Origin of the sequence: Myxacorys almedinensis A, assembly GCF_010091945.1 — a bacterium.
Lineage (GTDB): Bacteria > Cyanobacteriota > Cyanobacteriia > Leptolyngbyales > Leptolyngbyaceae > Myxacorys > Myxacorys almedinensis.
Window position 1 is genome coordinate 68643 of record NZ_WVIE01000016.1, and the last position, 12300, is coordinate 80942.

9 protein-coding genes are annotated in these 12300 nt (G+C 50.2%); 2 read left to right on the top strand and 7 right to left on the bottom strand.

Annotated features, from left to right (window positions below; genetic code table 11):
* Positions 1 to 27 precede the first annotated feature (27 nt).
* The 7 genes from GS601_RS14485 to GS601_RS14515 form a co-directional block, all read right to left on the bottom strand.
* On the bottom strand, positions 28 to 852 hold the full coding sequence (locus tag GS601_RS14485; RefSeq protein ID WP_162424004.1) for an ABC transporter permease: 825 nt from the start codon (positions 850 to 852) through the stop codon (positions 28 to 30).
* Positions 836 to 1726 carry an ABC transporter permease gene (locus GS601_RS14490; protein ID WP_162424005.1) on the bottom strand — a complete coding sequence of 297 codons (891 nt, stop codon included), beginning with the start codon at positions 1724 to 1726 and terminating at the stop codon, positions 836 to 838. Before GS601_RS14490 ends, GS601_RS14485 begins: the two co-directional genes overlap by 17 nt.
* A 231-nt stretch (positions 1727 to 1957) precedes the next feature.
* Positions 1958 to 3091, bottom strand: a complete 1134-nt coding sequence (locus GS601_RS23780) for a glycosyltransferase (RefSeq protein WP_162424006.1) — start codon at positions 3089 to 3091, stop codon at positions 1958 to 1960.
* A 363-nt stretch (positions 3092 to 3454) separates the two neighbouring features.
* On the bottom strand, positions 3455 to 5080 hold the full coding sequence (locus tag GS601_RS14500) for a nickel/cobalt transporter (RefSeq protein WP_202925096.1): 1626 nt from the start codon (positions 5078 to 5080) through the stop codon (positions 3455 to 3457).
* A 253-nt stretch (positions 5081 to 5333) separates the two neighbouring features.
* Positions 5334 to 7385 (bottom strand): single-stranded-DNA-specific exonuclease RecJ, encoded by a 2052-nt coding sequence (gene recJ, locus GS601_RS14505; protein WP_162424007.1) that lies wholly within the window; start codon positions 7383 to 7385, stop codon positions 5334 to 5336.
* A gap of 131 nt (positions 7386 to 7516) precedes the next feature.
* A complete protein-coding gene (locus GS601_RS14510) occupies positions 7517 to 7990 on the bottom strand; it encodes a CRR6 family NdhI maturation factor (RefSeq protein ID WP_162424008.1) in 474 nt (157 codons plus the stop codon).
* A gap of 197 nt (positions 7991 to 8187) precedes the next feature.
* On the bottom strand, positions 8188 to 9714 hold the full coding sequence (locus tag GS601_RS14515; RefSeq protein WP_162424009.1) for a DICT sensory domain-containing protein: 1527 nt from the start codon (positions 9712 to 9714) through the stop codon (positions 8188 to 8190).
* A gap of 414 nt (positions 9715 to 10128) precedes the next feature.
* Between GS601_RS14515 and GS601_RS14520 the strand changes: the two genes are divergently transcribed.
* Both GS601_RS14520 and GS601_RS14525 read left to right on the top strand, forming a co-directional pair.
* Entirely contained in the window at positions 10129 to 11625 is a 1497-nt protein-coding gene (locus tag GS601_RS14520) for a DUF2157 domain-containing protein (RefSeq protein WP_162424010.1), read from the top strand.
* Between the two features lie 93 nt (positions 11626 to 11718).
* Complete coding sequence (locus tag GS601_RS14525; protein WP_162424011.1) at positions 11719 to 12282, top strand: GDYXXLXY domain-containing protein; 564 nt, start codon at positions 11719 to 11721, stop codon at positions 12280 to 12282.
* Positions 12283 to 12300 lie beyond the last annotated feature (18 nt).

The window sequence follows — 12300 nt, forward strand, 5'->3', positions numbered from 1 at the left end:
CAAAGAACTCATCCTCTATTGTGCATCTTATTGAAATCGTTTTTTCTCACTGCGATGCCGCATCAGTTCGGCAACGATGGCGATCAAGCCCGATGTCACCATCAAAAAGACGCTCAGCGCGTTAATGTCTGGTTTCACGCTAACTCGAATGCGGCTGAAAATCTCCATTGGCAAGGTTGCAACCCCACCTCCGGCTGTAAACTTCGAGATCAAAAAATCATCCATGCTCAGCACAAAGGCAAGCAGGCAGCCTGACACGATCGCGGGCATCAGTTGGGGCAAAAGAACAGTAACAAGCGCCTGAAGCGGTGTTGCACCCAAGTCTAGGGCGGCTTCTTCTAGGTGAGGATTGATATCGACTAACCGAGTAGACACAGACAGCGCAATGTAAGACAGGCAAAACACCACATGAGCCGCAATCACAGTCCACAAGCTCAGCGGAAGTGCGATCGCGGCGAGAAATACCAGGGTTGCCACCGCGATCGCAATGTCTGGAATAATCAACGGCAAATACGCGACTCCCTGATACAGCCCTTTTCCTAAGAACTGATATCGCGCTAAGCCAATCGCCATCAAGGTTCCCATCACTGCCGCGATCGCAACGGCGCTCAGCGACACGGTGAGGCTATCGGTCAGGGCAGAAAGAATTCGCCCGTCTTGGAAGAATTTGACATACCACGAAAAGGTGAATCCTGTCCATGCGGCACTATTGGGTGCTTCGTTGAAGCTGTAAAAGCCTAAAACTAAAATGGGCAGATACATAAAGCCGAACATGCCTGCCGTAAATCCGGCTTGCCAGGAAAATTTGGCTTGACTTGGCTTAGATTGACTTGGCTTAGATTGACTTTGCATGGTTGTCGCCATATTTGATTAGAAGCGCGATCGCAAGACTCACCAGCATAATTAGCACCATACTCAGCGCTGACCCAAAGCCCCAGTTCTGCGTCGCACCGAGAAACTGGTTATAAATCAATCGCGCCGCTGTCATGCTAGACGTTCCGCCTAACAGTTCTGGATTGATAAAATCCCCTAACCCATTGATAAACACAAGCAACATTCCCGCTGCAATTCCGGGCAAGGTCTGCGGCACCGTGACGCGCCAAAAGGTTTGTTGAGGCGTTGCGCCCAAATCTGCCGATGCTTCGAGCAGCCGTCGATCAAGCTTTTCGAGCGAGGCGTAGAGAATCAGCACCATGTAAGGCAGCAGGCTATACGTCATGCCGATCACAACCGCCGCGGGACGATTGAGCAGATCGAGCGTTGGCAGCCCAATGCTCGATAGAACAGTGTTTAGAACGCCCGTGGGTCGAAGAATCGTAATCCAGGCGTACGATCGCAGCAGCGAAGATGTCCACAACGGCAGTACGAACCCAAGCAGCAGTAAGTTTTGCCATCGTTTGGGCGCGATCAGCGCGAGCCAATATGCCACCGGAAACCCCAGCGCCAAGGTTAACACCGTGGTTCCGATGGCAAGAAACAGCGATCGCGCAATAACTTGAAGCGCGATCGGTTGAAAAATGCGGAGGTAGTTGTCTAGCCCTGATGGATTGACAATGCCTCCAGGATTGATATTGGGAACTAGGCTTAGCTCAAAAATTAGCAGCGTCGGAACGACCAGCAGCAAGAGTAGCCACAGTCCTGCTGGAGCGAGCAGCAACACAGGCTGCACCCAGTTAGGAGCCGTTGTCGTAGTAGGTTTAGGCTTAGAAACAAAAGGGACAGTCATGAAGGAGCGATGAAGGGGAGTCTCATAGGCAGAGTACCCAAAGTGTAATTCGTAATCTGTAATTAGTGGCTCGCTATTTTGGTCGGCGAAGTTATCGAGATACCAGAAAATTAGGCAAGCACCTCGATCGCAGCAGATAAACCAAATACTCCCCCAAGTTAAACTCAGGGGAGTAGGAGTGGAGTATAACGATCCACATTACCTACCGTGCTGTGGGACTCTTTCTAGAAGCTAAGACTCAACAGCAGTAGCAATCTTACCTAAGGCAGGAATCTCTACAGGAGCTACTGAGGAGCGGGAAGGAACCCCAAAACGAGACGTTAGCGCATTAGCAAATGCATGAATAAAGACATTGTGGTTGTGTTGATTCATCACAAAGTCGTAGCCTTTTTGGGCAAGAGCTTCAGCCTTCTCAGGGTGATCGAGCAGGTCTGCGATCGCGGCTTTCATTCCGGTCGGGTCATTGGGCTTTACGCCGATCATATACCCTTGATCAATCAGATCTTCAACCAATCCGGGAGTCCGGGTCATAATGACAGGTCGCCGACACGCGAAGGCTTCAAACAAGGTTGTCAAGCCTGCCTGATAGTTGTGATCTTGTAAGCTGATGACCACAACATCAGAATCTCGGTAAAGCTGACGCAATTCCCGAAAATCGTGGTAGCGACACACCATATTGCTTGGCAACACACTAGGCATAACGCGCGAAGACGCTTTGGCATCGGGAGACACGGCTGACACGCGGACATCTACATCCAAATCTTGAACTGCCGCCGCTAGGGTGTGATAGTCTCGGCTTTCTAGACCACCGCTTCCAATTAAAGGACGTTTCTTTTCGGTTGATAAGGACTGACTTGGCGTAAAGAACCGAATATCTGTGTGCTGCTCTAAAAACAAAGAGACTCGCTCAGGGGGCAACTGCAAATAATCTTTTAGAAACTCAGCTTTGCAGGCTGTATTAGTCATAAACACATCAATCCGATGCTTGAGACCAAACGTTTTTAGCGCCAATCTTGCTCTCGGTCGGTCGGGGTTGTGCATGAAGACGACAAGCTTTGGTGCATTCTTGGGGTCGCGCAGAAATGCGATCGCATAGCCAACCGTCTCCCCAATGCAAAACACAACGTCGTCGCGAGTCAACTGAGGTGCAAGGCGTCGCGCTAGGGCCCAATCTTGAGGACGCCCCACCAATTTTGAGCACACTTTATCAGCAATGGAAACAGGATCATGTCCTGGTAGATGAATGGTTGCATCCAGAAGTAGGGCTGAATCCGACATACAGTGCCTCGGACGCCGATCATTATCCGCATCTTGGGCAATTTTGTCGAGTTCAAATGGGTGATTTAAAACGATATGATACCGCACCAGTTTCTCCTCCCAAGTAACAATTGAGGTTAATAGTTCGCAGGATTTTTATTCTAAGGAGGCTATTTCACCTAAAGGCGAATATCCAGAGCCGCTCTTTACCCTTTGAATGAACCCAAATAAGTCTTTAAGTACCGCACAGTGCAATCGCTATGTTGTGGCTAGTATATAGGTATATTCAAGTACAACTGTTGCTCATACATAAGCTTTACAGAAGCCTGTACAGAGGTAAAGTTTCGGCAAACCCAGAAAGCTGACTTCGGAATATACGCAACAGATTATTGCTTGACAAGCTAAGACCCTTAACAACTAAAGCTTTTAGTCACACATATGAGCCAATGGCAAAAGCTTTGAAATGAATGGTTATAGCGTATGACCCAACAAAGCCTTCGTTGTGATGCCTAAACCAACCAGAGTGATCAACAAGGCACTCGCGGCTGGAACCAAGTTGCTTTGGGGTGTTTGAAGAGGCAGCCGTTCAAATAAATCCTTAGCGTAAACCAGCAGCAGTCCGACTCCAGTCAGTACGGCGGCTAAGCCCAAACTGAACGCGGACACTAAAACAAGCCCAAAACCTACCCGACCTAGCGCGATCGCACTCAGCAATACCACTAAGGCTGAGGGACAGGGCAATAGCCCGCCTGAAATTCCCAGCGCTAGAATGCTAGACCAGGTGATGCCAGCATCAGCCCCCAGTGGCAAATGAGAATGAGTCTTGTGCCCATGAATGAGGTCATCGGGATGATCGAGATCACAGGGATGGATCGGGGTGTCGCGATCGGGGATATGGGCGTGCTGGGGATGGTGAAGAGTGAGTTGCTCATGGCTGTGGTCATGAGCAGCTTGATCCCGACTACCACCACGGGCATGGTTAGCCTCGCCCTGTCTGCGTATCCACGGCAAGACTTGAGAACGACGCAATTGATTGATGCCCAGATTCACTCCGATTCCGGTCATCAGCATTCCAGACAGTCCACTTAGCCAGGGGTACAGTTGCTCGGTCAGCATAAACTGAGACGTGCCAAGCATCACCAGCCCTAGGGCAAAGATCCCTGCGGTATGAGTCAGCGTTATGGTTAGCCCCAGAAACAGAGCATGATGCGCTTTGCTACGCGATCCCACCAGATAAGCACCCACTACGGTTTTGCCATGCCCTGGGGACAACGCGTGCAAGCCACCCCACACAAACGCGATCGCTAGCGCCAACAAGAGTGCAGAAAAATCGTATTCTTCTGACGTAACCAAGCGCGTGAAAGCATCGTTGTTTCTGCCTATCCACACCTGCCTTAAGCGCTCCGATGGTGTAGCTGCTTGCACGGTCGATTGAGACGGCAGAGACGGATTGATCTCAAAAGAGGCGCGTCGTTGATCTAGGAGATGACTGGGAAACTCGTTGGGATACTCAGTCAAGCGTTTTGTGATGCTAGAAGCAGAGGCATTGCTTTTGAGGGAACCATGATCTGCGGCTGTGACCACAACCTCGCGCCAGCCCAAACGCTGAGGGTAGACATTATCTTCAAATTCAATCAATTGATTTGCCTCGACTGATGGGCTGCCGTTTGCGATCGCGCGACTACTCTCGCTCCGAAAGCCGCAGGTTAAACGCAGGGTCGCTAAGCCGCCCATACCTGGAGGAAATTCAACGCTCGCCGTGTTGAGTGACAGTGCCAACGGCTGGTGGTTAACCTGCATCCGCAACTGAGAATTAACCTCGCGACATTTGCGATCGGGGTAGTTAACCGTTTCCGCAGGTTCAGCGTTGCGGTTGTGGTTGCCATCCATCTGGTTAATTTCCTGAAACGCTGGAATCTCAGCCATATCCAGAATATATTCCATCTCCACTGCCCCATCGTGTGCAACGTGCACGCCTGCGTAGTGATTGATGGTGAAATTGCCCAAAGGGTGAGCATCTGCGGCTGGCATCCATAGAAATACTGCCACGATCGTAGCTATCCAGGTTAAGCGATGCAGCAGAGTTCTCATCATCATTTACTTACCAGAACCAAAGGTGCAGGGGCAAAGGGGAGCCAGCTTGCTTAGAACCAGTCAGATCCTGGTCAGATCTAAGGTCTGCTTGGCTACCTCCTCATGAGCTCCTCATCATCGTCGTAGTTGAGCGCCATTATACTGTCATACATTGGAAAGGCTAGCCTGAATCACAGACAGAAACGCTACCAAGCGAGCGGCATCTGCGATACCCTGTGAGCGCCCGTAAAACGTTCCTGTTGAACCTGCTAATTATTTATGATGTCTGAGATGGTACGCGATCTAAGGCGTCGAGGGCAGTTCTGATCAGATCGTAGTAGGGCTGCTGAGAAACATCGGTCTCTTGAGGTGGATGATTGTTCTTGCTCAGCGTCCCGATCTTTTGCCCCTTTTGAATTGCTAAAATTTCACCTCTAGCATTGCGGATTCTTAATTCTTTCAAGTTGCCCCGCTCTTGCATGATGCAGGTATAGGGACGCTGCTCAAACAGAAATTCGGTCTCAGCATTAAACTGCTGGGGTAATCTGACGCCGACAACTTCTAACTGGATCGAGATGTCGCCGTTCCATTCATTGGTTTGTAGCCGATAGGCAATATCTAAACTCTTGGGTAACGGATAATATTCTCCCCAACGCCATGCGATCGCTTGAATCTTTCGAGGAGATGGGGTGCTGGCATCCTCCTGACTGACCATAAACTTGAGATGCCCTTTGCCCATCAGTTTTTGATCGCTGATCCGAACATTGGGCGTCCAGAATACTGGGTTAGGATTTTCCATCCCGCAAGGGTGGAGCGCGTCAAGCTGAGCGTGCAGATCAAAGTCAAGCTGAGCCAGATTAGCCTGAGCATCGATAGTTACCAACGGTCTCAGGTGTTCGGGTTTCAGGCATTGATGGGCAAATTGTCGGAGGCGCGATCGCACGTCGTCAAGCTGCGCGCCCTCAAACGAAAATCCGCCTGCTGCTCTATGCCCACCATGTCGAAGGAGCAAATCTTTAGTGAATTCTAACGCTTCAAACACATTGAATTCCGGAATACTTCGAGCCGATCCACGAATATGTTCTTGCTGTTCATCTTCATAAGTTCCAATAAACACCGGAACTCCATATCGTTCGACTAACCGGGATGCAACAATGCCAATCACGCCGTGATGCCACTCCGGTTGCACTAAAAGCAACACATGATCTTCTTTTGCATTAATAGAACTATTTTCGTAAGCGTTAATAGCTTCTTTCTCAATACTTTCACATAGCTGTTGGCGATGTTTATTAATCTGTTCACATTGCATTGCCCGTTCCAAAGCAACGCCATGATCATCAGTAATTAATAACTCAATTACAATTTGTGGATCAGCCAAGCGACCAACCGCATTAATTCGAGGCCCCAAGCGAAACCCGATCGCTTCTGGTTTCAGGTTTTTCTCGCCGCTTAAACCTGCCACTTGAATTAACGCCTGAATTCCCTCTATCTCGGATTTTGGTAGGCGCTGTAAGCCTCGACGCACCCATCGGCGATTCACCCCTGTAAGCGGCGCGAGATCAGCGATCGTACCTAGCGTAAATAGCTCTAGCAGCGTATTTTGTAGGTCTTGCGTCTGCCCAAAACCCTGAGCTAAGCTCCCAAAACTTTGAGCTAAGCTCATTGCCAAAACATAGGCAACGCCAACGCCTGCCATGGTGCGATAAGGCGACGTTTCAGCAATCAGCTTGGGATTGAGGATGGCGTTGGCGTTGGGCAAGATGGGCGGTAAATCGTGATGATCTGTAATGATCACGGTCAATCCTAATTCGCGAGCACGCTCAATCGGTCGATGCGCGGCGATGCCATTATCGACGGTGAGAATCAGACCAACGCCTTCGCTGTGAAATTCTTCGATGATCCGCTCGTTAATGCCGTAGCCTTCGTTCATGCGGCTCGGAATGGCGTAGTCTACCCGTGCGCCGAGAGAGCGTAATGCCCGGAGGAGAAGGGCTGTGCTGGTCATGCCGTCTGCATCATAATCGCCACAAATCGCGATCGCTTGACGGTCATGAATCGCATTGATCAGCAACTCCAAGCTGAGGGGCAGATCGGGAAAGTCTTCTAGGGGAGACGGCAACGTTTGAGAGTCGGGATCGAGAAAAGCCTGCGCTGCCTCTGGCCTATCAAGTCCTCGGTTGAGCAGCACTTGGGCAAGCAGCGGCGACACCTGGGTCGCTTGAGCTAAGGCTAAGGCTTGTTTTGTTTGAACGGGTAGCAGATTCCAGCGTTGGTCGGGAATGCCAGCGCGTTTGGGTGGCGGGGATGGGGGAGTAGGAAGCTCAAGCATCGTAGAGTCAGCCGTTAAATCAGACGACAAAAAAGAGCAAGTTTAGAATTGCTGCGATCGCAGACCCTAATGCAAACGTACTCTCGCTAGGGGAGCATTGTACCCTCTCTTGCCAACTCTCTCTGCCGACTTCACGGATGACTTAACATCTCGAAAAACCCATCGTCTAGCTCGTAGCCCAACAGTTGCGTCATGGCTTTGAGGCGAGACGGGCTTTCGATGCCCAAATCCTTGAACCAATTGAGCAAGACAAACGTTTTATGCATCACATAAATTTCCAGGGCTTCTGGGTTAAATTGGATGCCCTCTTTTGAAAACTGATGGGGCACCAGCATAGCTGTGTACCGGGCAAATTCTCCAGATTTCCAGTTCAGCACAAAAGGTAGCCATGGATAGAGCGCGTCTAGGCGAATAAACCAAAGCCTCACCTCTGGAACCTCCGGCAACTCTCGTGGATCGTCAGGTTCTAGGGGATAGGTGATCGCAAACTCGATTTGCTGCTCGTAGTCTTTGATCTGAGGGAGCAACGGTGCGATCGCGCGAATGGCAGGCGATAAATCCAAAGCGTTAATTTGGTCAACATTAACTGAAATAATCGAAGACATAGATTGGGAATGAGCGTTTAGAAAACGCGAACGAAACGGTTTCGGTTCTCGTCTGAGGAAGAGCAGATTCCCTTTAATCTTATAGCAACCGCTATCTAGGTGAGGATGGGGTGCAGGGGTAAACCCTTGGCTGAGGGTAAAGCCCTACACCCCTCTATTTCAATCTCTCTAGTCATTGGGGGCAATAGCTCATTTTTCTAATCGCGCTCTACCGTGACTTTGTAGATGGGTAACAAAACTGTAAAAACAGACCCTTCCCCCATTCGGCTTTTTACCGAAATTGATCCGCCGCAGTGGATCAGGAGTTGCTGTACAACCGTTAGCCCCAACCCTGCCCCATCGATTTCATCTTCTACGACTTGCCGCACCCGGTAAAACCGATCAAAGATTCTGGGGATCTCATTGGTCGGAATTCCAATGCCCGTGTCTTTAAATTCGAGATGAACAAAGTCATCTTGCTGTTTGGCTCTCACCCAGACCTGCCCACCTCTGGGCGTAAACTTGATGCCATTGTGCAGCAGGTGAATTACGATTTGTTTGAGCCAGGTGTTGAGACATGCGATCGCGGGTAAATGTTCGGGCACGGTATACGCCAACCGCACGCCTTTCTCTTCTGCTAAAGGTTGGTAGGTGCTGACCACGCCAGGCACAATATCCATCAGTTTCAAGGCTTGAATACTTGCTTGATCTGCCATCTGATCAAGACTGACGAGATCCAGTAAGCTGCTGATCAGGGCAGTCTGGCGATCGCACTCTTTCACAAGCAAATCCATGTAGCGTTGGCGTTGAGGCAGTTTTAAGCTAGGAGAATTGAGTAGCGTGATCGCTGTTTTCATCGTCGTCAGCGGCGTCCGGAGTTCCTGCCCCACCGTATGCACAAACTCATCTTTTAGCCGAATCGCACTCACTAACTCTTCATTTTGAAGCTGTAGAAGATTTGCCAGTTCGGCTTGGCGGCGATAATGACTGCCGCGTTGCCACAGGTCTTCTTGGCGCTGAACTTGGCGGATCAGAAGTTGCTCAAGAAAGGGCGAACTCGCTTGAACAGGCTGAACCTTAGCGAGGGCAGCCTCCCATCGGCTAGAGAACGATTCTAGAGCAGGGTCGATAGAGATCGGCAACGCACTAATTGCCCGTCGTGTGGTTGCTTGCTCTAGGGCTAAAAAGGTCATGAGCGACGGTCGCTTTTCGGTTGCATCCTCTTCTGGCACGAAGGTTGTTTGCAGATCATCTGCCTTAGACGGGACAACGATTTTTGAGCGGTGAGCAACCAATACTCCGCAAAACTGCGCCGACCAGATGAGCAGAAAATACTCCCGTCGCAGGGGGCTATCTGCGGCAAGTTGAATTGATATAGGAGACGATGGATGAAGCAATGGCTGGTTTGAGATCGTTTGAGTCCCACCATCTACGCTGCCCGATAGCGATTTGTGATTGGCACTGAGAGAATCTTCCAAGGCTTCATCTCGTTGGTTCTTAAACAAGTAGACGCCTTGCGCGACATCAGCGAGTTTGATATAGCGATCGAGTTCGATTTGCCAGGCGTCCCCGCGAGGCAGCTTTGCCCAAATTTGGGCAGGGATTTGTTCTTCAACCAGCACATCTAATAAGCTGTTCATCAACGATTTAAACGTCACCGGGCTGATTTGCAGAGCCGAAGGTGACGCGGCTGAGTCAGCTACGAGGCTATAGAGAGAAGGGGCAGAAGCGATCAGGGACGTCATATCAAGGGTTCACAGGTAAAGGGATTGAGAAACTTGTGCTAAAAAATAGCCATTTTTTTAATGAGGCGTGTCTTTATAAGGGATAAAAGGATAAGGGATAAAAGGCGGATGGGTTGTAAGGAAATTACCAAGTTTTTAACAATTTGACACTAGGATTTTTACGGGAGTCTACAGATAACGAGAACATCAGATATTTCTACGCTGATAATTTATGTCTTTCGGTGACGCTTGGTATCCAATTCTACATATTTTTGAAAAAAGGGCACGTAGAAGCTGAAAGTCGATCGGCTACCAGTTAAGCAGGTGGCATAATTTGATACTTGCTCCAAACGGTTTATGCGAAGTTAAAGGTAACTTCCGTAGTCTTGCGGTTTCGCTTCATCCAACTCCTATTGAGTTAGGGAGTCCTGTTTTATGTCTTCTGAAAAGTTTCGATATCAGCTTCGTCAGGAAGCACAACGTTGGCGATCGGAGGGATTGATCAACGGGACACAATTTCAGCAATTGAGCGATCGCTATCGCTTTGACCATCTAGATACACAAGCCAAAAATCGGTTCACCCTGGTTCTGCTGGGGCTGGGTAGCGTCTTGATTGGCTTGGGTGTAATTACATTTGTGGCAGCAAATTGGCAAGATATTCCTCGTCTAGTCAGAGTGGCGCTGTTGCTGGGCACGTTTATCGGCGTCAGTGGGGCAGGCTTTTTCCTCTGGAGGCAACCGACCAGCGAGCCAAGCCAAACGTCTCCACAAAACTGGCAAAGCCAAGCTCCGCAAGAGCGCTGGCAGTCTCGCTTGGGTCAGATGCTTTTACTGCTCGGAGGGTTAATTTTAGGAGCAAACATGGCGCTTATGGCGCAGATGTTTCACATTGGCGGCTCTTCCTATGGGTTGTTCCTGCTTTGGGGGTTGGGCGTCTTGGTCATGGCATACAGTCTACGGTTGACCTCGTTGGGAACGTTGGCAATTGTGTTGATTGTCATTGGCTACTGGCATGGCTGGATGGACTATATGCAAATAGGGCAACGCGAGGATGGGTCGCTGTTGAGTTTTCTGGTGCAGCAGATGCCGATTCTGATCAGCGTGCTGTTTCTGCCTTTGGCCTATTGGTGCCGCTCAAAGGCTCTGTTTACGGTGCTCGCGATCGCAGTGGCTGTCTCGCTGATCAGCAATCCGTTTAACCTTTCTAGCAGCCAATCGGGGTTGTTTTCTGCGGTGGTAGCGGTGCTTCCGGCAGCGTTGCTGTGGAGCTACGACGATACGCTGTGGAGTCGGATCTTTCGGAGGACGGCAGCAGAGCCAACTGGAGAGCGTTCAGCGTCTTTGGTGCGACCCTTTCAACCGATTGCTCGGCGGTTGGCGATCGCATACCTGGGTGGAGCGTTTTTCTGGCTATCGTTTGGATGGATCTGGAATGACAATAGTTGGCTGTATATCCTGAGAACCCCTTTAGAGTGGCGATCGCAGTTAAATGTTGCCATTTTGGGAAGTGTGGCGATCGCGCAGTGGCTTTACCTGCTGAGGTTTGCCCGGACTCGTTCCGGTCGATTTTATCTCAATGTCAATACCAGCGCCGTTCTTCTATTTATTGGCATCACTGCCTTGGTCATTTTTTGGGACATTCAGGTGCAGTCATTGCCCGTTGTTGCGCCGTTTGTCTTCAATGTGCTGATGGCGGTTCTGGCAATTGGGGTGGTGCGGGAAAGCGTGGCGATCGCTGATCGATCTGCCTTTTGGTTTGGGATTGTGTTGCTCATTTTGCAAATCTTTAGCCGCATGCTGGAATATGACACGGGCTTGCTGCTTAAAGCGTTGGCGTTCGTTCTCTGTGGTGTGGGTGTGATTGGGGCAGGTCTCTGGTTCGAGCGATATGTCCGGACGTTGAATCCCGTATCTGCCAACGGTGAAGAATAAGCTGCGATCGACTCGATGGTCTTCTGCCTCATGACCTCCGACGATTTTTGCTCTCTCAGACCTCACTCTTGTCTTTAACTTCCTGTACTTCCTATGACTCTCCAACCGTTGCGATCTCGACGATTTTGGATTCCTCTCCTCGTGCAACTGGCACTCATTGCCGCCGTACCTGCCCAAGCCGTTTATACCCACCTGACCGGACGAACGGTTGTCTTGCAAACTGCACCCATTGACCCCTACGACTTGCTGCGGGGTTATTCGCAAACCTTGGGCTACGATATTTCTACTGTAAATACCCTGAAAAAACTGCCAGGAGGTGCGATCGCGCAGGAAACTCCAATACTCTACGTAATTTTGCAAAGACCTGCTGCTCAAACATCAGGGCGTCCGGCAGCTTGGAAACCGATACGGGTGAGCCGCGATCGCCCAGACGCTCTACCCGATAACCAAGTTGCGCTCAAAGGCAAAGTGCAATATGGACAGGTTGATTATGGACTCAGCACCTACTACTTACCCGAAACGCGGCGCGATGAAGTAAACACCGCGATCGTAGAGAGTCAGCGAAAGCAATCGTCGGTGGTTGAAATTAAGGTAGATGCCCAGGGTAATGCGGTTCCGCTTCGGCTTTGGGTCAGCGATCGCGCTTACGAATTTTAGGCAAAATTCAACTCTAGG